The following is a 25,911-nucleotide window of genomic DNA, read 5'->3' as shown; positions in this document are numbered from 1 at the left end:
CGTTGGCAATAAATCTGTTAAAATAACGATGTAACATATATCGGTCAAATGGTTTAAAGAAGAGAATGATTCGGATAAAAACAATTTTCTGTATAGTAGTTTTATCATGCATAGCCCTTTCTGGATGGGCACAGTCGAGTGCACAATTAAAAAAACAACGCGAAGCATTGACGCGTGAAATAGAACTACTAAATAACACCCTTCGTTCCACTTCTAAAGACAAATCGTTATCGCTTAAACAGGTAAATGCCCTCAATGCCCAAATTAATCTTCGTGTAAAAAAAATAAGTACTATCAACACGGAGATGACTTTGATAGAAAAACAGATAAACAAAAACACCAATACCATACGATCTTTACAAGCCGAGTTGGCCAAACTGAAAAAGGGTTATGCATCGATGGTACAGTTTGCATTCCGTAATCAAAGTGCCTATAACAAATTAATGTTTCTCTTTGCGTCGAACGACTTCAATCAGGCCTATAAGCGTTTAAAATATTTACAACAATTTAGTGATTCCAGAAAAAAACAGGCACAGGAAATTGAAAATACCCAAAAAAGTATCGAACAAAAAATTGCCGAATTAGCTACAAATAGAAAGGAAAAAGTTGCTCTTTTAACTGATCAGGAAAAAGAAAAGAAAACGTTAGATGGACAAAAGACGGTTAAATCCAGGGCACTGAATGACCTGACACAAAAAGAAAAGGAGTATAAGCAAGAGTTAAATAAGAAGCAGCAGGAAGATGCGCGATTAGCTCGGGCAATTCAGGCAGCCATTCGCAGGGAAATTGAAGAGGCTAGAAGAATAGCCGAAGAAGAAGCTCGAAGAAGAGCAGCCGAAGAGGCAAAAAAGAATCCAAATGCAAAAGCACCTGAGAAAACAGCAAAAACAAGCGATAAAGAGGCCTTATTATCCACACCGGAGGCAGCCAAGCTCGCCGCTGATTTCACAGGAAACCGTGGAAAGCTGCCTTGGCCAGTTGCTTCAGGATCTATTACACAAGGATATGGACAATATACATATGGTAAAGGTGTGAAAGTAAGCAGTAATGGTTTAACCATACGCACTGCTGCCGGAGCGCCAGTAAGGGCTGTGTTCGATGGGGTGGTATCGACGGTATTCCAGATGCAGAATCAATATGCTGTCATTATTCGCCATGGTAATTATTTTACGGTTTATCAAAACCTAAAGAGTGTAAGCGTTTCGAAAAATCAAAAGGTGACTGTTAAGCAAGCGATTGGCGCGGTTGCGGTGGACCCTACAGAGGGGACATCAGATCTGCATTTCGAAATATGGCAAGGTACTTCACCAATAAATCCAAGCAGTTGGTTAGCTGGCAATTAAACTGATGAGGTGTTTACAATCCGGTTTGGAATTAAAAACTCGGTATTGGCGTTTCTTCTCTATTAATTGGTTTGTATTGAAGAAGATACTTAGCAAATAATTGTGAATATTAGCAATTTTGTCTAAGTTTGTAAACTAACTATAGAGTAATTACGTATATAATACATCACAAGATAAAAAACTACTTCGGTAGATTGTATAAGAATTTAAATATTAAGTTATGTTAAACACAGTTTTGTTAGCTATGATCGGTGGGCCTGAGATAGCAATTATCGTACTAGCCTTATTATTATTATTTGGAGGAAAAAAAATCCCTGAATTAATGCGTGGACTAGGCAGAGGAGTACGTGAGTTTAAAGACGGTCAGGCTGGAACAACTAAAGATGAAGTTAAGGACGAGAAGCAATAAATTCGCCCTTTAATAACGCAATAAAGGCTATTATAGAACATATATTGGTTCTATAATAGCCTTTATACTTTTTTCTTTCCATAAAAAATTTATTTTCGCATAATATAAGTACAAGTTGAACGTTTCTTTATCATAATCTACTGTTTACCAAGTGTTCTATAGTTTATAAAAGACACTAACATAAAAAATAGATAATTAGAGCTCATTGAAATCAACAACCTATACATATAAGACATGACATTAAAAAGATTTTCGGCATTCGCCGTAAGTATGTTGTTTTGTGCTCAGTTTACGCAAGCAACAACAAACAAGGGTACCGACGAACCTTTAAGCAAAGACAGCAAAACACTTCTCTCATCTTCAGATACGACAAGCTCATCTCTTAATGCACATGACCCTTCCTGGTATCTATCTCCGCAAAACATCAAAAAGCAACTTGACACATTGCAGGGAGCTGTACCATTGACGTACAATAGTTACGTACAGTCGTACATTGATGCATATACGTCGAGTCGCTATAAGAACCATCTTTCTAAAATGAACTCTTTGGCGCAGTATTACTTCCCGATTTATGAAAAAGTCTTTACTGAATCAGATGTGCCTCAAGAGATAAAATACTTATCCATTATAGAGTCTGCGCTAAATCCACATGCGGTATCGCGCGTGGGAGCGACGGGTCCATGGCAATTCATGTTTGCCACAGCGAAAGCGTTTGATCTTAACATAGACAATTATGTGGATGAAAGGAAAGACCCATATGCTGCAACTTACGCAGCGGCAGCCTACCTTAAAGAGTCATACAATGAGTTTGGCGATTGGCAGCTAGCCATCGCTTCCTACAATTGCGGGAAAGGAAATGTGGCAAGGGCTATTCAACGTTCTGGCCTATCTAAACCAGATTTTTGGTCGATTAGGAAATACCTTCCACAGGAAACCAGAAATTACGTTCCTGCCTTTATTGCGATGACTTATGTTTTAAGCAATAGCGAGGCGTTAGGGATTACTACCCCTTCTGAAAACCTTGCCGCTAATATTGAAGGAACCGATGTTATTTTAATTGACAAGTTTGTACCACTATCTGGTGTAGCAGAGGCCCTTTCTATCGATATCGATAGATTAGTTGTTTTAAACCCGGCGTACAAAAAGAATATCATTAATGGTACGCCAGAAGCTCCCAAGAGATTAGTAGTTCCAGCTGTTGACAAAACCGCTTATGCGAGTTTATATGCAGCACTGAATAACCCATCTAACGGGCCCGTTCAGGTAATAACAGCGGCTAATAGTGACCTGAAAGCTATTTACCATAGAGTACGGAGAGGTGAAAGCTTAGCATTAATTGCAAATAAATACCACATAGAAGTACAAGATCTTAAAGCGTGGAATAATTTAAGAAGAAATGCGATTGTACCCGGACAAAGGTTAAAGATTTCTCAACCATCCGCTTCATCACGCTCATTAAACCAGACAAGAAGATCATCTGCAAGCTACATTACTTACCGTGTTAAACGAGGAGATACGTTATCTGGAATAGCACAAAAATATAGAGGCGTAACCGTACGTAACATTAAAGCAGCAAATAACATAAGTGGCAATGCGATCAAGCCAGGCATGAAGTTGAAAATTAATCAGCTTTAAAAGTAAACCCTGTATTGTATTTAAGCAGTTTTGGAAGAATTGGCGCAGAAGAAGCCAACTCAATATGTTCTGTTCTGACAAAGCCTTTAATGCAGATACGCGGCATCCTCCTCGTCTTCGTAACCTTTCAATGTTACTGATACATGTTCATTTAATATAGTAGAAAGTCTCAAGCCTGAAAAATCGCTTATTACAGGAAATTTATGATGACTTCGGTCAATCAACACAGCAGTGCGCATCTTCTTTAAAGGCACATTCAAAAATACGCCCAAGCCATACGCTAAGGTTCGCCCGCTATTAAGCACATCATCTACAAGAATTAAAACTTTATTCTCTGCATTAGATACCGGTACATCTGTACCAGCAATAAGAGTGGAACTTATTTTATCCAGGGTGATTTTTATGAGTGTTACGTTCAATTCACCTGAAATCTGGTGTAATTCTTCTTTCAAACGCTCCGCCAATATGTAACCTCTATCGGCAACACCCGCTAATACTAGCTCCGGTTCTTCAAAGTTATCTTCTAATATCTGATAAGCAATGCGACTTATCTTTTTCTTTATCTGATCTTTATCTAAGATTAACACCTTATCAGTTACCATAATCTCTATTTATTGTGTATAAAAATACTAATATTTTGGCTTCCTTAAAAGATAAATGACATAATGCAGCCGTACCCAATCACCATCGGCCAGTGATCGAACATGTGTCGAATGGCATTAGGACAAACTTAGCAGAAAAAATCCGTTGAGCAAATTTGATAAGTATTAAAAAATCAGATTAAAAAGCCTGGTTTTAGGGAAGCCGTTAAGGTTAATAAGAAAGTGAACAGAAAGCAATTCGTGCAGAACACATTAAGAATAAACAAACAGTCTTTTTACGGCCACATTAAGACTTTTCTAATTTAAATGAAGAATTTCTTCCTCTTTCGGTTCGTTCTGAGCTTTCAACATACGTCCGCCATTGAAATAATAACGTCTCCAATAAGCTTCGTCTAGATTGCTGATCATAACCCCCCTACTGGTGGAGGCGTGCGCAAACTTTCTATCACCAAGATAAACACCTACATGTGTAATAGACCTGCTTCGAATTTTAAAGAATACCAGATCGCCGGGTTTTAATTCGCTTTTATTAATGGGGTCAACCTGTGTATAAATGTTTCGCGAATTGTTGCCTATAGAAGTATTAAATACTTTTTCATATACTTCATATGCAAATTTCGAACAATCTATTCCCTTCTTCGTCTTCCCACCCAAACGATAAGGGGTTCCGATCCAGTCGTAAACAAATTGATAAAGTTTTGTATTAGTAGTAGCGGAGGCAGCGATCCCCATTATTTGAGAGAAATATTCTTTTGCTAGATTATCAGGGTCTTCAGGAGAGCCGGTTTTTTCGGTTGATGTTTGGGCTTTCAGACCTGCTGATAAACCACCCAGTAGCATGCATACTACCAAAAGCTTTTTTTTCATTCGGGTTAATTTACTTTTATGAGGTTATCAACCTTGCACTACAAGGTCTGATTAACCCTTTTAAAGGTTAACAAAATGTGTTTTCTAGCGTAAATTTCTATTCATACTCTAATAGGTTGAGTCGCAAATCTAAAGTAAAAGTTTTGCTTTGTCAAAAAAAGTAAACACAATTTTAACATTTTTTTGACACTTGTCTTGTTTAGTAGACACTTATTAAAATTTACCTTATAAAATATGAATAATAATGCACTTTCTCTTGTCTACATTCTATGAATCTCACAACAATTGATTAGATTTGCCTTCCAGTTAATTAAGTACACGAACATAAAGCAATGAGTTCAACAGCAATAACAAAAGAAACATATTTAGAGTGGTATAAGTCGATGTTACTTATGCGTAAGTTTGAAGAAAAAGCAGGTCAACTTTACGGTCAACAAAAAATACGTGGTTTCTGTCATCTCTACATAGGTCAAGAAGCCGTGGTTGCCGGAGCGATGTCTGTTTTACGCAAGGAAGACTCGATGATTACCGCTTACCGCGATCATGCACATGCCATAGCTAAAGGAATGAGCCCAAATGCTGCAATGGCAGAATTATTTGGAAAAGTAACAGGCTGTTCTAAAGGAAAAGGCGGTTCTATGCACTTCTTCGATAAAGAGAACAACTTTGCAGGTGGTCATGGAATCGTAGGGGGCCAGATTCCTCTCGGTGCCGGTCTCGCCTTTGCAGAAAAATACAACGGTACAGATAATGTTTGCGTATGTTATATGGGAGATGGCGCTGTAAGGCAAGGTGCACTAAATGAAGCCTTCAATATGGCAATGCTTTGGAAACTGCCTGTAATTTTCGTTTGTGAGAATAATGGATACGCAATGGGGACGTCTGTTAAACGGACCACCAATATGATCGATATATACAAGATGGGATTAGGTTTTGATATGCCTAGTGCACCTGTTGATGGGATGGATGTAGTAGCCGTCCACAATGCAATGGATGAAGCGGTACAACGCGCCCGCACGGGAGAAGGCCCTACCTTTTTAGAAATTCGCACCTATCGCTATAAAGGGCATTCTATGTCAGACCCTGCAAAATACCGTACGAAAGAAGAACTCGAGCAATATAAAGAACGTGATCCTATTGCAGCTGTAAAACATGCTATTTTGGAGAACAATTACGCGGATGAGCAATGGTTTGAAAAAGAAGAAGCTGAAGTAAAACGTATTGTTGATGAATCGGTAAAATTTGCTGAAGAGTCTGATTACCCCAAACCAGAAGAGTTGTATACAGATGTGTATGTGCAAAAAGATTATCCATATATATTAGATTAAGCGAAATTGCATTACAATAATTAATTTTAACAGATAAAAATATAACCCAAGATAATATTATGGCTGAAGTAGTTCGAATGCCTAAAATGAGTGACACCATGACAGAGGGTGTGATTGCTAAATGGCATAAAAAGGTAGGCGATAAGGTTAGCTCCGGAGATTTAATTGCTGAAGTTGAAACCGATAAAGCTACCATGGATTTCGAATCCTATCAAGAAGGTACATTATTATATATAGGTCCAAAAGAAGGGGAAGCTGTACCCGTAGATGCGGTGATTGCCGTGCTTGGTGAAGAAGGGGAAGATTATAAATCGCTGCTTGATGGACAAAGCGGTGATTCAGCAAAAAAGGAAGAAGCTAAGAAAGAGGAAACAGAAAAGGCTCCTCAGGAGGAGACGGCAAGTGAAGATGAAGGGGAAGAAGTTAGCGCTGAATCATTAGGTGCTACCGTTGTTACTATGCCTTTGTTAAGTGATACTATGACAGAAGGCGTTATCGCTGAATGGCATTTTAAGGTGGGTGATAAAATAAAAAGTGATGACGTTATTGCCGATGTAGAGACAGATAAAGCCACGATGGAAGTTACGGCTTATGCAGAAGGCACGCTTCTACATATAGGTGTAGAGAAGGGACAAGCGGCTAAAGTAAACGATATTATAGCCATTGTTGGCAAAGAGGGTACTGATGTTACTCCTTTATTAAAGCAAAAAAGTAGTAAGCCTGCTAAAAAGGCCGAAAGTACTGCTGAAAAAGAGGCGGAGGTAGCGACAGAAAAAGCGGCAGAGAAGGAAGTTGTAACCAGTGATTCACGAGTTAAAGCTTCTCCACTTGCAAAAAAGATAGCAAAAGAGAAAGGTATTGACCTTGCTGATGTAAAAGGATCTACTGAAAACGGTCGGATTATAAAAAAAGACGTAGAATCTTTCACGCCTGCTGCTAAAGCAAAAACTGAGGCACAAGCCCCTGCAACAAGTGGTGAGGCGAAGGCGGTTACTATTCCTCAATTTATAGGTGAAGAAAGCTATACAGAAAAACCAATAACGCAAATGCGTAAGACCATTGCTAAACGTCTTTCTGAAAGTCTCTTTACCGCTCCACATTTTTATGTTACCATTAAGGTAGATATGGACAGTGCAATTACTGCCCGTACAAAAATTAATGAAATCGCTCCCGTAAAGGTATCATTCAATGACCTGGTAATTAAAGCTGTTGCTGTTGCGTTAAAACAACATCCAAATGTTAATTCTTCTTGGTTAGGAGATAAGATACGCTATAATGAGCATGTCAATGTTGGCGTAGCCATCGCTGTGGATGAAGGATTACTTGTTCCGGTAGTTCGTTTTGCAGATGGAAAAACATTGTCTCATATTTCCGCTGAAGTGAAAGACTATGCTCAACGGGCAAAAGCAAAAAAGCTACAGCCTAAAGACTGGGAAGGCTCTACTTTTACAGTGTCCAATCTAGGTATGTTTGGTGTAGACGAGTTTACAGCCATCATTAATCCGCCGGATGCATGTATTTTAGCTGTTGGAGGTATCCAACAGGTTCCAGTAGTTAAAAATGGTGCCGTAGTTCCAGGCAATATTATGAAATTAACGCTTAGTTGCGACCACCGCGTAGTAGACGGCGCGACAGGTGCTGCGTTTTTACAAACCGTTAAATCATTGCTCGAAGAGCCAGTGAGACTATTGGTTTAAGGTTAATTAATCACTATTAAAAGGCATCCTTCATCTGGCGGATGCCTTTTTCTTTATATCAGGATAAGTATAACAGAAAAATCACATGAGAACTTCCTATTTCATCTCATAATTTACGAAGTTTGCCATCAAACAACTTATAATATGGTATTAAAACGACTTTTTATTCTATGGTGCTTCTTTAGTATTTTTGCTTTACGTGCACAGCCAAACAATTCAAAAAATGTTGAACGGCCAAAGCTAATGGTTGGCATAATGGTTGATCAGATGCGTTGGGATTATTTATATAGATATTTTGATCGATATAGTGAAGGTGGATTTAAGCGTTTATTGAACGATGGTTTCAGTTGCGAAAACACCTATATTAATTATATTCCAACAATTACCGCCATAGGCCATAGTTCTGTTTATACAGGCACAACGCCCGCGATACATGGCATCGCTGGAAATGATTTCATTATTCAAGCAACGGGCCAAAATATGTATTGTACCGAAGACGACAGTGCAATACCTGTGGGAACAGCTGTTGACAATAGCGCGGGAAAAATGTCTCCTAAAAATTTACTCGCGTCAACCGTTACTGACGAACTTAAATTGGCAACAAATTTCCGTTCAAAAGTAATAGGAATAGCAATAAAGGACAGAGGAGCAATTTTGCCTGCCGGCCATTTTGCAGATGCAGCTTATTGGTTTGATAACAGTGGTGATTGGATAAGTAGTTCATTTTATATGAAAGACTTACCTAAATGGGTAAAAGACTTCAATAAGCAGAAGCTAGCCGAGAAATATTTAAAGCAAGATTGGAACACACTGTACCCAATTGCAAGTTATAAACAGAGTATAGCCGACGATAATCCTTACGAGGGAAAATTCAAAGGAACAGAAAAGGCCATTTTTCCCGTCAAAACATCTCAATTAATTAAACAAAACGGACTAGGCTTAGTAGCTACCACTCCCTATGGTAATACCCTAACATTGGAACTCGCTAAAGCCGCCGTGGCCAATGAACAGATGGGAAATAATCCGGAAGGATGTACAGATTTTTTAGCTATAAGTATCTCCTCTCCAGATAAAATCGGTCATCAGTTTGCTATCAATTCTATTGAAGTGGAAGATAATTATCTCCGCCTTGACAAAGATTTAGAAAGCTTTTTCAAATATCTTGATCAAACTGTAGGCGAGGGACAATACACTATCTTTTTGACTGCCGATCACGGTGCAGCCCATAATCCTCAATTTTTTACAGACCAAAAAGGAAATGGTGGATATTTTAATTCAAAAACAGCACAAAAAGGTTTGAATGATTTGTTAAAGGCAAAATTTGGCCAGGAAAAGATTGTCATTAGCCTAAGCAATTATCAAGTACATTTAAATAATACCTTGATTAAACAGCAAAATCTTGATGAGGTTGCCATTCGTTCCGCAGCTATCAATTATTTAAAAACCTTGGAGGGAGTAGCTTTTGTAACAGATATGGATAAAGCATCGGAGGCGGCTATTCCAGCGCGTATAAAAGAACGTATAATCAATGGCTATAACTACAAGCGTAGCGGTGCTATTCAAATTGTACTAGAACCTCAATGGTACAGTGGCTCTCCAAAGTCTACCGGAACTACACACGGTAATTGGAATCCATATGACTCGCATATTCCCCTCGTCTGGATGGGCTGGGGTATAAAACATGGCGCTACTAACCGAGTTACCAATATGACAGACATTGCGGCAACGGTAGCCGGACTTCTTCACATACAAGAACCTAATGGAAGCATTGGTAGTCCTATCATAGAAGTCTTGAACAAGTAATGAGTTAGCTAATGGTTTATCAGGTTAATAAACCATTAGCTATTATAAACAAAATTTTCAAGCGGAAAAGATGTCGTCTCATCATATTGTAAAGGAAAAACAAGAACCTGCATTAATCGTTTCCGATGTTGAAGCGCTCGATGCGGAGCTTTTCGGACAACTTTTAGAATGGACGCCAACCATCATTGCAAATGAATCATCTGCAATCAAGTTAGCGGAACAAGGGCTGAATATTGATATCATTGTTAGCCATCATGAGACATTTACCCAACAGGACAATGTAACACTCATCTATCAGGAGGGATCTTCTTTTATAGATACTGCCTTAAACTTTCTGGTTAGACAAGGTTACCCAGCTGTTAACATTCTTTCGTCCGACCTTTCCCCCGCAAAACTTTCTCCCTACCTCGACTTAATCAATATTGTTATCTTTCAAGACGGTAAAAAAATATATGCTATAAGATCCGGTTTTAATAAGTGGGCAACAGCCAATGAAATTATAGACAGCTATGCCAGCAAACCGATTAGCACTAAAGGTCTCATGAAAATAAATCTACACCAATATAAGACTCAACAAGATGGTCTTTACGAAATTTATTTTGACGAGCCTCGCATTTTCATTGCTGAAAAAATTAATTTTTAAGCGGTGGAATTCGAGTTGGTGTATCCTTCCCTGAAATGATAGATGTTGTTCCGATAGCGATTGCCTTTATGGATGAGATGATATTTTTAATATCAAGCGTTTGGAGCTCGTCCTTTACGGTATGGTAGAATTTATCCTGATCGATTTGTGAAGTGGATGCAGTATGTGCCGGCACACCTAAAGCAGCCAATGTGGCATTATCACTTCTATAAAAAAGATTTTGATCGGGATAAGGATCTGGATGAAAAGCAAAACCGGTACGTTTCGCATTCGCTTGCATTATTTTCCCCAAATCGGACTTATCAAATCCCGTTATATATAAGGTATTGGGACCAAATTTAGAATCTTTGCCAATCATTTCGATATTAATCATTGCCACAACGTCTTTTGGGTCTAGTTGCTCGGAAAAATATTTGGATCCAAAGCCACCTGATTCTTCCGCTGTGAAGGTCACAAAAATCAAGGTCCGCTCATTATTGTGTTGTTGAGCGAAAATGTTCGCCAGACTGATTACCGCAGTGACACCCGAAGCATCATCATCGGCGCCATTGGCTATCGAATCTTGACCAACAGGTTCAATCACTCCTAAATGATCGTAATGCGCTGAAAATACGACATATTCATTCGGTCTAGATTTTCCCGGCAATACCCCTATTACATTGGAAAGCCTCCCCGTAGTGACAGCACCGGCGTAATTCACCCGAAAAGACCTAGCTACTTCATTTCTTAACACAAAAATATATGACGCTTTGCCTTCCCTTAATTGGCCGGATAGAATTCGCCCTCCTTGTATATGATGTCGTAATTGATTAAACTCTTCCGAGAAAGCTTCGTTTACATAAACGATAGCGTCCTTATTTTCACTAATTATTTCACGGTATCTCTGCCTAAAATTATCACCACTAACAATTGACTTCGTTATGATTTCCGGGTTTTCATTCCAATTTAATCCTGTTTGTTCACTTATAGCGAAGGCATTACCCTCTGGCAGCACTTCTCCATTTATAGTTATCTCGCAAATAGATGGTCTCACCTGAATAGCGTTGAACCGCTGTAAATAGGAATCGCTGTTAGGCAGCATCTTGAGTCCAGCGCTTTTGAATTCTCTCGAAATGAAATTGGCAGCACTGTCAATACCAGGTGTGAATACTCCCCTCCCAAACATCTCATCAGCGGCCAATGTGTTTATTACTTTTTCCACATGCAGTTCGTCCATAGCCAGTTGCGTATCTTTTTTTACTGCACATGAACTAAAAATCACCAAAAAACATAAGAGTAGTCTTATCATATATGTTATTATAGCTTACGATTTGCTGTTATTAATGCCCATTTTACGAAACAATTAATAGCTGAAATTTAAGTTTGAATTAGTGATAAAGTTAAACAAAATCCATAGCTTTGACGAAATAAAATTAATTCTCTTAAAAGTACGATCATGAAAGAAATAACCGTAGAAGAATTAAAGCAAAAAATCGATCAACAAGAAGATTTCCAGCTTATTGATGTTAGGGAAGAGTTTGAGTACGAAACATCCAATTTAGATGGCGAGAATATACCGTTGGCAGAAATACTGCTTGAACAGGCTAAAATAAGTAAGGATAAACCGGTAATAATCCACTGCAGAAGCGGCAAAAGAAGCGCACAAGCTATTTTACTTTTAGAAAAGGAAGGCTATACTAACCTCGCAAATTTGCAAGGAGGAATTCTTGCATGGAAGGAAACGTTCGATCCAAGTATGCCAGTTTATTAATCAGCATGGGCAAAAAAATTCTATATAACATATTTTTAAATATCGGAATCATTGTGCTGGCCTACTGTGCAGTGGCCTCCTATAATGAAAAACAATACTTAATTTTAACAGGGAGCATTATAGGAATTGCTGGCTTAATATACCTAAAAGTACGTTTGGCTAAGAACGTAAGGCAGATAATCAAAACAGGAAAAAAGTAAATTGTACTATATTTAAGTCAATATTGTAGTGATAATAGACAAATTATAAAAAATAAAAATTCGTTTTTTATAACCTTCTAAAAGTTTTATGAGACATCACATACAATCATTAAATTACTTCAATTCATTTATAACCAGCAGATTACAACAGATGAGTAAGTGCTAATTATAACCCTATTGCATAATAAATAGTGTAAAATGGCTGGTATTTTTTTTGGAATAGTATTTGCTAATGTTGCATGAATAAAACTAATAACTATTTTTGTATACAAATTATACAATTAAAACTGTTTAACCTTTAAAAAAAAACGAAGTATGAACTATTCTACAATCAAAAAAGCAGTAACTTGCTCTTTGATTGCCGCCTTAGGTTTCACTGGGGCAGCTCAAGCACAAGATGCTAAAGTATTTGGCGGAAGAAGCCAATACAGAACCTGGTCCATTGGTATCAATGGTGGTATAACTTCTCCTAATGTATTAGTGGGAGGTTCTAATGCTTTTGGTAATAAAGTTGGACTTTTCGAAGCTCCTGTTAGAGAATATTATGGAATCAATGTTCGCAAACAATTCTCTAGCTGGTTTGGTTTGCAATTAGACGCAAATAGAGGACGTATTTTTGCACATAATGAAGATGCATTCCCTACAAGAAATGCATGGGATGGTAACACTTATCAATCGGCTCAAACTGATGTTCAGTATGCAGTTAGCTTGAATGGTGTATTCCAATTCGCTACTATCGATTTCTTAAGAAGAGAAAACGCTGTTAACTTCTACGCTAGCGTAGGTTACGGTTTGATGGCTTTCAATCCTGTAATGTATGCTAACAATGACGGTACAGGTGCTTCTTGGGATAACAAAGGCAATTGGGGAGAAAGCTTAACAGACAGAGAAGCAAAGCATGACAAAGATTACACACGTGAAGCTTTCGTTCCAGTAGGTGTAGGTTTCAAGTTCAAATTATCTGATCGTGTGGCTTTAGATTTAGGTTACACCATGAACTTTGTTGACACTAAATTATTATTTGGTCCAGTTGAAGGAAGATCTAGCAATGATAAGTTCTCTTATACTCATGCTGGTCTAGAATTCTCATTAGGAAGCAAAGACAAAGAAAGCTTAACTTGGGCTAACCCAGTTGCTGCTCTTTACGATGAGTTAAAAGATCCTGAATTAAGAAATGAAGTTGATGCGTTGAAACAACGTGTAAGCGCTCTTGAATCTACTGTTCAAGCTTTAAGTACTGACTCTGACGGAGATGGTGTTGCTGACAAATTTGACAAATGTCCTAACACTCCTGCTGGTACTCAAGTTGACGGTTCTGGATGTCCTATTAAATTCCCTGAGCCAGATACTACTGCTTTATCAACAGGTTCTTATTCAAACATTCAATTTGAGTTTGATAGCTCAGTATTAAAAACTAGCTCTTACCCTACTTTAGATCAAGTATCTGCTGACTTACGTTCTAGCGGTGCTACTCTTAACTTAGAAGGTAATGCATCTGAAGAAGGTACTACTGAATACAACTATCAGTTGGGTCTTGACCGTGCTAACTCTGTAAAAAATTACTTAGTTAACTCTGGAGTACCTGCTGCTCAAGTTAATGTAACGAGCAATGGCGAAACTAAACCAGTAGCTTCTAACGCTACAGAAGAAGGTCGTCAATTGAACCGTAACGTACAATTCAAAAAATAATCCTGTCTATTAAGCAGGTTATTATAAAAACCGCGGAACAAATGTTCCGCGGTTTTTTTTTGATATTTCGGCAATCAGTACTAACTTCGTGTTATGTACTTTTTTAGAAAAAAAGACCCTCATAAACCGCAAAGCTTTAATCTTAAAGTGATGCATATTATCAATACAGTAGCTATCTCGCTATTTATATTAGGAATTTTGTACAAACTGGTCGACTGGATCTTTTTCAGTTAATCACTTGCATCAAAGCAGCACTGTTTTTAAAACACCTATACGTATAAGTTAATATTATTTTAGTAACAACATTTAAGTTGAACAACAATAAAAAGATGAAAGAAATAATTAACACAAATAGCGCTCCAGCTCCGATCGGCCCTTATAACCAAGCTATTAAAGCCGGAGGAACATTATATATCTCCGGACAAATTGCACTGTCGCCAAGCACTAATGAGCTAATCTCCGGAAGCATTGCTGACGAAGCGAAACAAGTCCTTGAAAATTTAAATGCCATCCTTAGGGAAGCAGGCTACTCCTTTACAGATGTTGTAAAAACAACTATCTTTTTAACTGATATGGCTAATTTTTCTACGGTGAATGAAGTATATGCAACATACTTCACGGAGCATGCACCTGCCAGAGAAACGGTGGCCGTTAGAGGACTTCCTAAGAATGTTAATGTAGAAATCTCACTTATTGCGTGGAAGGGCTAGGTCACCATAAATTCAGATCTAGCCATTTAATTAGAACAAATCCGTGATTGAATATACATTACGCTCCCCCATCGAATATTTAAAAGGCGTTGGCCCCCAGAAGGCCGACCTTTTGAAGAAGGAGCTTAATATATTCACTTTTGACGATCTAGTCCATCATTATCCCTTTCGTTATCTTGATAGAACGCGCTTCTATAAGATAAACCAGCTTCAGCCAGAGATGTCGAATGTTCAGATTCTCGGGCGCTTGATCAACATCGAATTGATTGGCCAGAAAAAGGGAAAAAGGCTAGTTGCTCAATTCAAAGATGAAACAGGCGAATTGGAACTCGTTTGGTTCCAAAGTATCAGGTGGTTAGAAAAAAGTCTCACAGTAGGTGCCGTTTACATTATCTTTGGGAAGCCTACCTTATACAATGGGCAATTTTCGATGACACATCCAGAAATGGATCTGTATAATCCCGCTAAAAAAAATATAGGAAATCTAAGTCTACAACCGGTTTACAGTTCGACCGAAAAATTAAAACAATTTTATCTGGATACAAAAGGAATTCAACGCCTTCAGGAAGGTTTAATCTCCTGGGCAGTAAAAAAGGTAGAAGAGTCGTTACCGGAACATATACTAAAGAAACATCGTCTTATTACAAAAACGGAAGCCCTTTTAAACATTCATTTCCCAACAAACCAGCAAGATTTACAAACCGCTCAGAGGCGTTTAAAATTTGAAGAGCTTTTTTTCATACAACTTAAGTTACTTAAAAATAAGCTTCTACAAACCCATAAATTCAAAGGTCATATTTTTGAAGAAGTTGGTGACAATTTTAATATTTTTTATAGAGAAAAGTTACCCTTCCCGCTCACCAATGCACAAAAAAGAGTATTGAAGGAAATACGGCACGACACCCATACAGGAGCACAAATGAATCGCTTATTGCAAGGGGATGTTGGCAGTGGCAAAACGGTAGTTGCCCTTATGACAATGTTATTAGCGGTCGACAATGGGTGCCAAGCATGCATGATGGCTCCAACAGAAATATTAGCTCAACAGCACTATAGTGGATTGATAAAGTTAATTGATGGCTTGCCATTAAGCATAAAAATCTTAAGTGGTTCCACTCCAAAAAAGGAGCGTAGATTAATTCATGAAGCCTTAGAGAATGGAGAGTTAAATATCCTTGTTGGTACACATGCCTTAATAGAAGACACGGTGAAATTTAAAAATCTAGGGTTAGTTGTTATTGATGAACAGCATCGCTTTGGAGTAGAACAACGAGCCAAACTATGGCGGAAAAATCATCTTCCTCCACACATGCTGGTCATGACAGCCACCCCAATTCCTCGAACATTAGCCATGACCCTATATGGGGATTTAGATGTATCGGTAATTGATGAGTTACCTGCTGGCCGAAAACCAATTAAAACACTCCACCTCTTCGAAAGTGGCCGATTGAGAATGTTTGGCTTTATGCGAGAAGAAATCGAAAAAGGCAGGCAAGTTTACGTTGTATATCCACTCATAAAAGAAAGTGAGAAATTAGACTTAATGCATCTCGAAGCAGGTATAGAAAATCTAACCCGTGAGTTTCCTCTACCAAAATATAGAATAAGTATTGTTCACGGCAAAATGCCTGCAAAAGATAAAGATTTCGAGATGCAGCGCTTTGTGCGGGGGGAAACGCAAATTATGGTAGCAACAACGGTAATAGAGGTAGGGGTCAATGTACCTAATGCGACCGTCATGATTATAGAAAACGCCGAGCGTTTCGGTTTGTCACAACTTCACCAATTAAGAGGACGCGTTGGAAGAGGAGGAGAACAGTCCTTTTGCATATTGATGTCTTCCAATAAACTAAGTAATGATGGGAAACTCCGATTAAGCACCATGGTACGCACAAACGATGGATTTGAGATTGCAGAAACAGATCTACAACTGCGTGGCCCTGGAGACATTGCAGGTACCCAACAAAGCGGAATACTTGATCTAAAATTAGCGGATTTAACGACAGATCAGGAGATTCTTCAGGAGGCCAGAAATTCGGTCATCCATATCTTCGAAGAAGATCCAACACTCAGCACTCCTAAAAATGCATTACTCCGAAATACCCTTATACAGAAGAATCCCGGGATTAGTTGGGATAAAATCTCTTGATTTTTTTATAATATAAGATAAATATCTTATATTTGCATCCTAAAAATTCAGAAAAGCAATTATTAACAGTCATGTAATACCCTTTCAGCACTTCATTATCGCTATATAGAACCTCATATTTTGCGATTAGTGCGTATATTTGGGTAATTTCAATTTTTTAAATCCGTGGGCTCTTGGCAAATACTTGGTTAGATAGTAGAAGAGGACCCAATTAATTTATACTAATATTTATATTAGTAATTTCAATACCATTAAAATATATATATGGCCATCAGAAAATATTATGACACCGCAATAAAATCTGAGCGTGCAGTTCTAGTTGGGATCATTACACCTAACGAGACCGACGAACAGGAAAAAGAATACTTAGAAGAATTAGCCTTTTTGGTAGAAACGGCAGGAGGAGAAACTATTCAAATATTTACACAAAAAATGCTTAAAGCAGATCGGGCAACGTTCGTTGGAAGTGGAAAGCTAGATGAAATCAAGGCTTATGTTGAGGCCGAAGAAGCCGATATGGTCGTTTTTGATGACGAACTGTCCCCTTCCCAACTAAGAAACATTGAAAACGAGTTGAAGGTTAAGATACTCGATAGAAGTAATCTTATATTGGATATTTTTGCCAGTAGAGCACAAACTGCACAGGCTAAAACCCAAGTCGAATTAGCACAACTTCAATATCTTTTACCCAGATTAACAAGGATGTGGACGCACTTAGAACGACAAAAAGGAGGGATTGGGATGAGGGGCCCTGGAGAGACGCAGATTGAAAGTGACCGGCGGATGATCTTGGCTAAGATTTCACTCTTGAAAGAAAAGTTAAAGCAAATAGATAAACAAAATGAAACACAACGCAAAAACAGGGGGCAGTTAATACGTGTTGCGTTAGTGGGGTATACCAATGTTGGTAAATCGACCATTATGAATATGATTTCAAAGTCGGAAGTTTTTGCAGAAAATAAACTTTTTGCTACGTTGGATACAACCGTACGAAAAGTTGTTATCGAGAATCTTCCTTTTTTATTATCGGATACCGTTGGTTTTATTAGAAAGCTGCCTCACCACTTAGTTGAATGTTTCAAATCAACTTTAGATGAAGTACGCGAGGCTGATATTCTAGTACATGTAGTAGATATTTCTCATCCCAATTTTGAAGATCATATTGCCACAGTTAATGAAACATTAAAAGACTTAGGAGTCATTGACAAGCCTGTTATAACGGTATTCAACAAAATCGATGCGTACAACCCTGGGGAAATAATCGAAGATGATCCAGCGCAATACGAAGAAATAACCAAAACGATTACAATAGATGACTTTAGAAATAGTTGGATGGCAAAGAATAGCAACCCAGCAGTTTTTATTTCGGCAGCCAAAAAGGACAATATCGAAGAGTTTAAGCAGTTATTATATGATAAGGTTCTTAAGATTCACACTGCCCGTTATCCTTATAATAATTTATTATATTAGGGAAAGTTTAATTAGATCACCCATCAAATCACATTTTTATGGCCACAACAGAAAGTAAAAGGCAACAACGGTTTGCAAGTGTTATACAGCAAGATTTAGCGGATATTTTTCAGCGTGAAGGAAGTGCGTGGGCTCCTGATACTTTGGTTACTGTTACCCGTGTAAGAGTGACGCCGGATTTGGCCATTGCTCGCATTTATTTAAGCCTTTTCAATGCTAAAAACAAACAACTAACAATCGCAAACATCAAAAGTCATGCAGGAGAAATCCGTTATAAATTAGGCGCTCGCATAAAAAATCAGGCAAGGATTGTTCCACAATTGGAATTCTTTATCGATGATACAAATGAATATGTTGAGCATATGGATAAACTTTTTGAAAAAATAAGTAAAGAACCTCGCCAAGAGGATTAAAGTCAAGGAGGTTATTTATGAAGACCTTGCATCTTCGACATTTTGAGCAACAAAGAACGTTTAATAGCTAAAGCTAATAAAAATGCTTTTCCAATTAGATGAGAATGACATTTGGTTTCCAGACCCATCGCTTGCCGATAGTGATGGGTTGCTTGCTGTTGGAGGCGATTTGAGCATCGCAAGGCTTGAGCTTGCCTATGATAACGGTATATTTCCATGGTATGACGATCGGACGCCGATTTTATGGTATGCCCCTCATGAAAGGTTTATTCTCTTGCCCAGTGAACTAAAAGTAAGTAAGAGTATGCGGAAAATTATCCGTTCAGCTATTTTTACTGTTACCTATAATACAGCATTTCAAGATGTTATTTCAACTTGTGCAAAAGTTAAAAGGTTTGGACAGGAGGGTACCTGGATTACAAAAGAAATGCAAGAAGCTTATCTCCGTTTAAATAAAGAAGGAATTGCAATATCTATTGAAGTTTGGCAAAATGCTCAGCTCTGCGGAGGATTATATGGCGTAATCTGCGGGCAGAAACACCATGTCTTTTGCGGCGAGAGCATGTTCTCTTTACTACCCAATGCAAGCAAATTAGCCTTGATATATCTCTGCAATTTGAATAAATTTGAATTAATTGATTGCCAGATAGATAGTGAACATTTAAGGTCGATGGGCGCAAGAATGGTAAGCGGGGAGTATTATCAGAAAATTTTACATGCTAACCATTAAAACAAAATCATATATAAACCTAGGGATTCTTTATGGATTTGCTTTACATTATAGATTTAATTGGTGTTTTAGTTTTTTCTATTTCAGGAACGATGGCTGCCGAAGACAGAGATATTGACGTATTCGGAGCTGCCTTTACCGGCTTTGTTACCGCGATTGGAGGTGGGAGTTTACGTGACGTTTTTTTAAACACACGCCCTGCTTGGGTTGATGATGGCAATTACCTTCTCGCGATTTTGATTGGTGTAATAATCGCCCTTATAACGCATAAGTCGTTAGGAAAACTCCGCAGAGCGCTTTTTATGTTCGACGCTATCGGGATAAGCTTTTTTACAATTGTAGGCCTTCAAAAATCGTTGGCTGCAGACAGCAGCGCCATTGCAGCAATTGTATTAGGAATGTTCTCTGCAGTAATGGGAGGTGTCACCAGAGACACGCTCATGAATGAAACGCCGCTTATTTTTAGACGTGAAATTTACGCAACCGCTTGTTTATCGGGTGCTATCCTATTTATTGTGCTTGCTAATTTAGGCGTGAATGAAAATACAAACGCCTTTATAAGCGCAAGTGTAATATTCCTCATCCGGATTATTTCTGTTCGTTATAAACTTTCTCTTCCTCTTGTAGGCGGTTAAGCAAATTAACGCTTTCTTTTTTGTGCAGGAAACTTCATTTTATAATCTACCTTTATTAGTCCCTTACTGATGGCATCAAGTTTTGATTTTAACATTGCTTTACGCAACACACTCAATCTATCGGTAAATAATTTCCCTTCGATATGATCGTACTCATGCTGAATCACCCTGGCCGCTAAGCCGTCATAGGTTTCCTCGTGTTCCTTCCAGTTTTCATCGTAATATCGGATATATATTTTTTTATGCCTGCTCACATCTTCTCTCACATCCGGAATGCTTAAGCATCCTTCATTAAAATCCCATTTGTCTCCCTCCTCTTCAAATATTTCAGCATTGATGAAAACCTTCTTAAAATCTTTCAGTTCAGGCGCATCGTCCTCCGCAAAAGGGGAAGCATCAATAACGAACAAGCGGATAGATAAACCAATTTGAGGCGCAGCAATACCTACACCGTGTGCTGCGTACATTGTTTCAAACATATTTTCAATAAGACTATCCAGTGCCGGATAATCCGCTTTTATATTAGTCGCTTTTCTCTTTAAAACAGGATCGCCGTAAGCTACTATTGGTAATTTCATTCGTCAGTATAATTTAAAAAATGAACCATCGCCAAAATGGTTCCAAATATTCTCTCACTAAAATTGGCATTAAACACTCTTAAGCAAATTATAAGCGTTTCTTCCGTTAAATGGATATCGGTGCCAAAATAGATAAAATTGTCTATTTCTGCAATTATCCCTCTTCGGGTTCGAAGTTAAGCTCGCTTAAGAGGCGTTCATCAAAAACTTCATTCGCAATCACGAATACTTCATTTGCGGTGACAGCATTAATTTTCTCCACCACCTCTTCCAAGGTATTAACACGGTCATAGTCGAGTATATTTTTGGCCATAGAAATAAGTACCCCCATACGATTTTCTTCCCCAAGAGCTATCTGTCCGATAAATTTATTTTTCGCTTGATGAATCTGCAGAACACCCAGCTTCTCCTCTTTAAGTTTTTTTAACTCCTTTTGCACTAATTTTTTGGCTTTAGTCGCCTTATCGGCATCCGTTCCATAGTAGATGGAAAAAATACCCGTATCGGTAAATGGTGTATAGTTTGACTCTATTGTATAGGCGATACCGTATTTTTCTCTTATTTGCAGGTTTAACCTAGAGCTCATTCCCATTCCACCAAGTAAATTGTTAAGTACCATTAAACCTGTCTTCCTTGAATCATACAGATCATAAGCAATATTTCCTAGCGTAACGTGTGTTTGTACAATTGGTTTTACTACTTTTAACTGTTGCGCTTGATAACTTAACAGTAGCTTTCTGGTTCTTCCTGATAAATTTGCCGGTAACTTAGCAAATATAGTTTCCACTAGCTGATTAACTTTTTTAATTGAATAGTTGCCTGTTATGGCGACAACTATTTCATCAGTACAATAGTTCTTTTCTAAGAAATCAGAAATATCTGCTCTGCTAAAAGCCTTAAGTGTATTTTCAGTTCCTAAAATATTGTGACCCAGCGCGTGCCCGCTGAAAAGCAAATCTTCAAAATCATCTGCAATAGCATCTTCCGGACTATCCTGATAAGAAGCGATCTCATCTAAAATCACACCTTTTTCTTTCTCCATCTCGATTTCTGGAAATTGGGAATGAAAAACAATGTCTTCAAACAGGTCCAGGACTCTTGCCAAATGCTCTTTTAAGAAAGAGGCATGAATACATGTATATTCTTTGGTGGTATAAGCATTTAAATCAGCCCCCACCAATTCTAACCGATTCAGGATCTGATTGGTATTTCTACGGGCAGTTTTCTTGAATAACAGGTGCTCAATAAAGTGCGCCATTCCGAATTGATGCGGCAGCTCATCGCGCGTACCTGCATTAATTAAAATACAGGCATGTGAAACAACGGTATTATCCGGTTTTAACACTACACGAATACCGTTGGACAGATTAATAATATGATGGTCCATTGTGGAAGGCAAACTTAGCTAAAATTGCTGTTTTATTAAAATCCTCCTGATCGGCCTCCCCGTCCACCGCCCATCGGCCTATCACCCCTATCCCATCGTCTAGGTCCGTCGTCTTCCGGCAATGCAGCACCCGCCTTTCCTGCAAATTTCTGAAAACGATAGGTAAACGACAGCATAAAATACCTTGCCAATCTGTTAGTACGACTATCGGTAATTCTATTTTCAACTACTGTCCGCGAAACATTTACCTGTTCGTTTAGCAAATCAAAAGCCTGCAATCTTAACATTCCATTCTTATTTTTAAAGAATTGTTTCTCTAAAAAGGTGTTTATAATTAAAGGATTGGCCTGCACGCTACCAACGTAACCGTTGTTGCTGGTTTTTGCTACGTCAAAGTTCCACAATAAGGTCGGCGTAATAAAAATATTGCCATACATAGAAGCAGCCCACGTGGAGATATTTTGATTGCTCCTACTTTGTAAGCTATTTTTTGTGGTGTTATAAGTAAAATCAATGCCAGGTCTAAGCTCCAGCCAATCTTTGGGATTTACCTGTACATTAATTCCTTGCATTAAGACCCAGTTCTTCGCAACGTTTTCTATTGAATTCGCATAAGCGACATTATTGTTAAAATTAGCCGAGCCTCTTAATGAAACAACATACTTACGATTATTAAAAGGTTTAGCATAATGATAGAAACCCCTTGCATTGTAATTCCCACTCGTATTTAGATATCTTGTTTCCTGAACAAGACCTAAGCTATCCGTTTGATAGCTTATTCTATCGGTAGCTATTTTATCTTGCGTCATGTTCGCGTTGATGACAGCAAAGAAAATATTACCTGATTTAAAATCAAAATTACGATAACGCGCACTTAATGTATGATTGAATTCAGCAGCTAGGTTTGGATTTCCAGTAACGGGGAACTGTGGGTTGGAGATATCTGTTACAGGCTGCAATTGTGAGAAGCTAGGTTCACTAGCATTGCCCCGATATTCCACATTAAACGACCGGGTTCGTGAAACTTTGTATTCAAAACGAGCCACAGGGATGAAATAGAAACCACTACGGCCAAAGGAGAGGTCCTGACCGCCTAAATTGGTATGCCCCTTTAACCTTGTCGGCAATACAGTTCCCCCTAACTGATAAACAATTTTATCTGTTCGGTAACGATACGTTAATCCGGCTTTGTGGGTTATAAATGAGTAATCGTACTGATTGCTCAAAGATGGATTAGGAATGCTGTTCCCGAGGATATCCAGAGAATTCGCCTGACGATCGTTATCATAATTCGCAAAATTAAAGTCGTAACTAAATTCCAGATTGCTTTTTTCAGTGAGTGGTTCTATATAGGAAATAGAAGAGCCTCCATTAAAGCCTTTATTATTCAAATCAACCAACTGCTTTTGATAGATACTATCGGGGTTATCCGTAGCATAGTTTATCGTATTTATAATTCTATCCTGATCTTGTTCTGTTTTAGAAGAATTTAATGAAAAATTAAGAAAAACATTTCGTCCTTTTTCATTCAATTTATAGTTGAACAAACCACTCATGCCATAACTAGGTGTAAAAGACTTATCGTTATTGATATTCTCTATGTTATTACTAGGTGCGTTATTTATTAGTTGTTCGGTAAAAGAATAGGCGCTGGAATTGTTATTGCCGATACTTAATGTAGGTGATAATTTAATAAACGCCTTTTCATTGGGTTTATATTCTACATTCCAATCGAAGCGATGGTTATTACTGATAGCATTGGTATTGGAGCTACTGTTTCTTAAAATCTGTTCATCTGAAAATATATCCTGGATATAGTCGCTACTAACTACCGTATTATCACTATGATTGTAGCTATAGTTTCCGTAGGTCGTCAGCTTATCATTAAAATCTTTACGATAATTAAATCCTAAGGAATAAGAATCAGTCAAGCCGTTGCTTCCGCTACCAAATCCTCCAGACCCTCCAAATCCTCCTCCCATTCTCCTTCCGCCACCACCCGGCATTCTTCTAGCGCCACCTCCACGTGTGTTAAAGTCAAATGCCTGGTTGTTATTATTATTCATATTTCCCAAAACAGAAAACTGTCTTGACCCAGTAAAAGAATTATACATACCACCCACTTGATATCTCTGACCATCAACACCATCCGGCTTGGTACCTATCCCTGCTCCAAATTGACCAAAGTTCCCATTATTATTACTTTCAGCAATAGTAATATTTAGTACTTTCTCCGGTTCACCCGTTCTATTTCCAGTCAAATTTGCCTGGTCGCCATAATCATCAACAATCTGAATTTTTTCAATGATGTCTGCCGGTAAATTTTTTGTAGCTGTTTTTACATCTCCTCCAAAAAAATCTTTTCCATTGATCCTTACTCTTGCAACACTTTCCCCTTGCGCCTGTACATTCCCATCCTTGTCTACTTCTACGCCGTCCAACTTCTTAATAAGTTCCTCTGTCATTGCATTAGGCCGCACCCTGTAATCCTTTGCATTATATTCAATAGTATCTTCCTTCATGGTTACCAAGGTACCTCCTGTTACATTTACTACATCCAATAATTTCGACTCAAAGCCCATCGTAATAGGTTGCAGGTCTAGCTCGTTCTTACCATCAAAAGAAAAGTCTTTACTTAAGGGCCGGAAACCTAAACTTGTGATAAACAAGTTAAAATTAGTCCCCTTTACATTTTTAAAGGTAAATCTTCCATCAACATCACTACTTGCCTGCAAGGTATCCACAGACGAAATAAGCTTAACAGAAGCGGCTATAACGCTTAGCCCAGTGCTATCTCTCAGCACGCCGTTGACAGATTTACCTGTTTGCGCAGCTGCCGGTGTACAAAATCCCAAAACCAACAAAACGATTATATGCGTAGCGCAACAGGTTTTCTTTAGGCCCTTTCTTTTAGAAGTCATTTAAATAGGATATTAAATTGTTTTAGTATCTGATTGTCTTTTTCATGGTTTGGCCAGTTTTAATAAGAGCCATTGACCTGGTTCTTTTCGGGCTTCTTTCCTTGTCGGTCGATTTCCATAATATCCGTAGGGATCTCTGTAACCATAGCCCCTATACCTACCCATAGGCATTGATCCGCCGCCGACCGTCCGCATAATAAGACCGTTTATCTTGACGTTAAAAGCCAATTCCGATTGATCTTTAGTACTTATACCAAGTCTTTCAAATGGAATCACCGCTTCATACGACACAGCATTCGTATCAATTTTTACTGCCGTTTTTATTTTGTAACTGTTTTCCAGTGAAATGCCCCCATCTACTACGTCTACAAGCCCCTTGACATAGATTGCACGCGCAGCACCCAGAACAGCTTTGCGAACATCACTCGACTTTTCTTCCCTATCTTTTGTGGCTAAAGCCCTTAAAGATTCACGATCTGGAATTGGAAACGTGATTTCCATTCCATCTTTTTTCTTACCTTCTTTATTTATGATGAGATTGAATCCCTGATGTAGCGCTTGCATCTGCCACGAGCTATCCATCACGCGCATAGCTACATAAATATTCCTATCGTCATTTGCTATCTCATATTGTAATAATTGCTTCTCATAACGGTATCTTAAAGAATCGCCCCAATCTGCCAGATCCCCATCAACCTTTATTTGTGGTTGGTAATTTATTACCCGCTGTTCTATTGAGTTTAATTTCTGCGCATTGACGCTAAAAAATGGGACGATCAACAAAAATGAAAAGGTTAATCTGTTCAATACGTTCATTAGTCTGCTGTAATTGAATACGTTTGACTCCATAATACTATATGGGTTTAATTGTAATAGAAATATTATAGGAGTATCTGATATTATTCTAAATGCCTATAGGGAATTATATGATTTACAATGTACAAGCTTATAC

At 38.2% G+C, this 25,911-nt stretch carries 24 protein-coding genes; 17 read left to right on the top strand and 7 right to left on the bottom strand.

Going from position 1 to position 25,911, the window contains the following annotated elements:
• Positions 1-65: 65 nt before the first annotated feature.
• The 3 genes from BMY50_RS16110 to BMY50_RS16100 all read left to right on the top strand — a co-directional run bounded on the left by BMY50_RS16110 (position 66) and on the right by BMY50_RS16100 (position 3,387).
• Positions 66-1,343, top strand: a complete 1,278-nt coding sequence (locus BMY50_RS16110) for a murein hydrolase activator EnvC family protein (RefSeq protein WP_093326420.1) — start codon at positions 66-68, stop codon at positions 1,341-1,343.
• A 220-nt stretch (positions 1,344-1,563) separates the two neighbouring features.
• The gene (locus BMY50_RS16105) at positions 1,564-1,752 is read left to right on the top strand and encodes a Sec-independent protein translocase subunit TatA/TatB (RefSeq protein WP_093326419.1); all 189 of its coding nucleotides are present in this window, start codon (positions 1,564-1,566) and stop codon (positions 1,750-1,752) included.
• Positions 1,753-1,986: 234 nt separating this feature from the next.
• Entirely contained in the window at positions 1,987-3,387 is a 1,401-nt protein-coding gene (locus tag BMY50_RS16100; protein WP_093326418.1) for a LysM peptidoglycan-binding domain-containing protein, read from the top strand.
• 86 nt (positions 3,388-3,473) lie between these two features.
• Here the strand turns inward: BMY50_RS16100 and BMY50_RS16095 are convergent, their stop codons facing one another.
• Entirely contained in the window at positions 3,474-3,989 is a 516-nt protein-coding gene (locus tag BMY50_RS16095) for a phosphoribosyltransferase family protein (protein ID WP_093326417.1), read from the bottom strand.
• A 297-nt stretch (positions 3,990-4,286) separates the two neighbouring features.
• Positions 4,287-4,856 carry a C40 family peptidase gene (locus BMY50_RS16090; protein WP_093326416.1) on the bottom strand — a complete coding sequence of 190 codons (570 nt, stop codon included), beginning with the start codon at positions 4,854-4,856 and terminating at the stop codon, positions 4,287-4,289.
• 332 nt (positions 4,857-5,188) lie between these two features.
• Between BMY50_RS16090 and pdhA the strand changes: the two genes are divergently transcribed.
• The 4 genes from pdhA to BMY50_RS16070 all read left to right on the top strand — a co-directional run bounded on the left by pdhA (position 5,189) and on the right by BMY50_RS16070 (position 10,327).
• Positions 5,189-6,184 (top strand): pyruvate dehydrogenase (acetyl-transferring) E1 component subunit alpha, encoded by a 996-nt coding sequence (gene pdhA / locus BMY50_RS16085; RefSeq protein WP_093326415.1) that lies wholly within the window; start codon positions 5,189-5,191, stop codon positions 6,182-6,184.
• 59 nt (positions 6,185-6,243) lie between these two features.
• On the top strand, positions 6,244-7,881 hold the full coding sequence (locus BMY50_RS16080; RefSeq protein ID WP_093326414.1) for a pyruvate dehydrogenase complex dihydrolipoamide acetyltransferase: 1,638 nt from the start codon (positions 6,244-6,246) through the stop codon (positions 7,879-7,881).
• Between the two features lie 144 nt (positions 7,882-8,025).
• Positions 8,026-9,684 (top strand): alkaline phosphatase PafA, encoded by a 1,659-nt coding sequence (gene pafA / locus BMY50_RS16075; RefSeq protein WP_093326413.1) that lies wholly within the window; start codon positions 8,026-8,028, stop codon positions 9,682-9,684.
• 70 nt (positions 9,685-9,754) lie between these two features.
• Entirely contained in the window at positions 9,755-10,327 is a 573-nt protein-coding gene (locus tag BMY50_RS16070; protein WP_093326412.1) for a hypothetical protein, read from the top strand.
• On the opposite strand, the gene BMY50_RS16065 is transcribed toward BMY50_RS16070, so the two are convergent.
• Entirely contained in the window at positions 10,317-11,615 is a 1,299-nt protein-coding gene (locus BMY50_RS16065) for a M20/M25/M40 family metallo-hydrolase (protein WP_093326411.1), read from the bottom strand. The genes BMY50_RS16070 and BMY50_RS16065 overlap by 11 nt on opposite strands.
• A gap of 147 nt (positions 11,616-11,762) precedes the next feature.
• Between BMY50_RS16065 and BMY50_RS16060 the strand changes: the two genes are divergently transcribed.
• The 10 genes from BMY50_RS16060 (at position 11,763) to BMY50_RS16020 (ending at position 20,073) form a co-directional block, all read left to right on the top strand.
• Positions 11,763-12,077 (top strand): rhodanese-like domain-containing protein, encoded by a 315-nt coding sequence (locus tag BMY50_RS16060; protein ID WP_093326410.1) that lies wholly within the window; start codon positions 11,763-11,765, stop codon positions 12,075-12,077.
• A complete protein-coding gene (locus BMY50_RS28735; protein WP_394332932.1) occupies positions 12,038-12,277 on the top strand; it encodes a DUF6358 family protein in 240 nt (79 codons plus the stop codon). Before BMY50_RS16060 ends, BMY50_RS28735 begins: the two co-directional genes overlap by 40 nt.
• 315 nt (positions 12,278-12,592) lie before the next feature.
• Entirely contained in the window at positions 12,593-13,966 is a 1,374-nt protein-coding gene (locus tag BMY50_RS16050; RefSeq protein WP_093326408.1) for an OmpA family protein, read from the top strand.
• Positions 13,967-14,059: 93 nt separating this feature from the next.
• Positions 14,060-14,200: a DUF6728 family protein gene (locus BMY50_RS28675; protein WP_317040846.1), complete on the top strand. Its 141-nt coding sequence runs from the start codon at positions 14,060-14,062 to the stop codon at positions 14,198-14,200.
• 95 nt (positions 14,201-14,295) lie between these two features.
• Positions 14,296-14,676: a RidA family protein gene (locus tag BMY50_RS16045; RefSeq protein ID WP_093326407.1), complete on the top strand. Its 381-nt coding sequence runs from the start codon at positions 14,296-14,298 to the stop codon at positions 14,674-14,676.
• Positions 14,677-14,719: 43 nt separating this feature from the next.
• Positions 14,720-16,825 (top strand): ATP-dependent DNA helicase RecG, encoded by a 2,106-nt coding sequence (gene recG, locus BMY50_RS16040; RefSeq protein WP_093326406.1) that lies wholly within the window; start codon positions 14,720-14,722, stop codon positions 16,823-16,825.
• Positions 16,826-17,089: 264 nt separating this feature from the next.
• On the top strand, positions 17,090-18,295 hold the full coding sequence (gene hflX / locus BMY50_RS16035) for a GTPase HflX (RefSeq protein WP_093326405.1): 1,206 nt from the start codon (positions 17,090-17,092) through the stop codon (positions 18,293-18,295).
• Positions 18,296-18,333: 38 nt separating this feature from the next.
• On the top strand, positions 18,334-18,708 hold the full coding sequence (gene rbfA, locus BMY50_RS16030) for a 30S ribosome-binding factor RbfA (RefSeq protein WP_093326404.1): 375 nt from the start codon (positions 18,334-18,336) through the stop codon (positions 18,706-18,708).
• An 82-nt stretch (positions 18,709-18,790) separates the two neighbouring features.
• Positions 18,791-19,438 carry a leucyl/phenylalanyl-tRNA--protein transferase gene (aat, locus tag BMY50_RS16025; protein ID WP_093326403.1) on the top strand — a complete coding sequence of 216 codons (648 nt, stop codon included), beginning with the start codon at positions 18,791-18,793 and terminating at the stop codon, positions 19,436-19,438.
• Between the two features lie 32 nt (positions 19,439-19,470).
• Complete coding sequence (locus BMY50_RS16020; RefSeq protein ID WP_093326402.1) at positions 19,471-20,073, top strand: trimeric intracellular cation channel family protein; 603 nt, start codon at positions 19,471-19,473, stop codon at positions 20,071-20,073.
• 5 nt (positions 20,074-20,078) lie between these two features.
• Here BMY50_RS16020 and def read toward each other — a convergent pair whose 3' ends face one another.
• From def to BMY50_RS16000, 4 genes are all read right to left on the bottom strand, one after another.
• Entirely contained in the window at positions 20,079-20,651 is a 573-nt protein-coding gene (gene def, locus BMY50_RS16015; protein WP_093326401.1) for a peptide deformylase, read from the bottom strand.
• 154 nt (positions 20,652-20,805) lie between these two features.
• Positions 20,806-22,038: a M16 family metallopeptidase gene (locus BMY50_RS16010; protein WP_093326400.1), complete on the bottom strand. Its 1,233-nt coding sequence runs from the start codon at positions 22,036-22,038 to the stop codon at positions 20,806-20,808.
• Between the two features lie 35 nt (positions 22,039-22,073).
• Positions 22,074-24,959 carry a TonB-dependent receptor gene (locus BMY50_RS16005; RefSeq protein WP_093326399.1) on the bottom strand — a complete coding sequence of 962 codons (2,886 nt, stop codon included), beginning with the start codon at positions 24,957-24,959 and terminating at the stop codon, positions 22,074-22,076.
• A 42-nt stretch (positions 24,960-25,001) separates the two neighbouring features.
• Positions 25,002-25,808, bottom strand: coding sequence for a hypothetical protein (locus BMY50_RS16000; protein WP_139202275.1), 807 nt, complete (start codon positions 25,806-25,808; stop codon positions 25,002-25,004).
• Between the last annotated feature and the right edge of the window lie 103 nt (positions 25,809-25,911).

Origin of the sequence: Olivibacter domesticus, from assembly GCF_900109575.1 — a bacterium.
Lineage (GTDB): Bacteria > Bacteroidota > Bacteroidia > Sphingobacteriales > Sphingobacteriaceae > Olivibacter > Olivibacter domesticus.
Note: the sequence above shows the minus strand (reverse complement) of the source record. Positions and strands in the feature narration are given on the sequence as shown.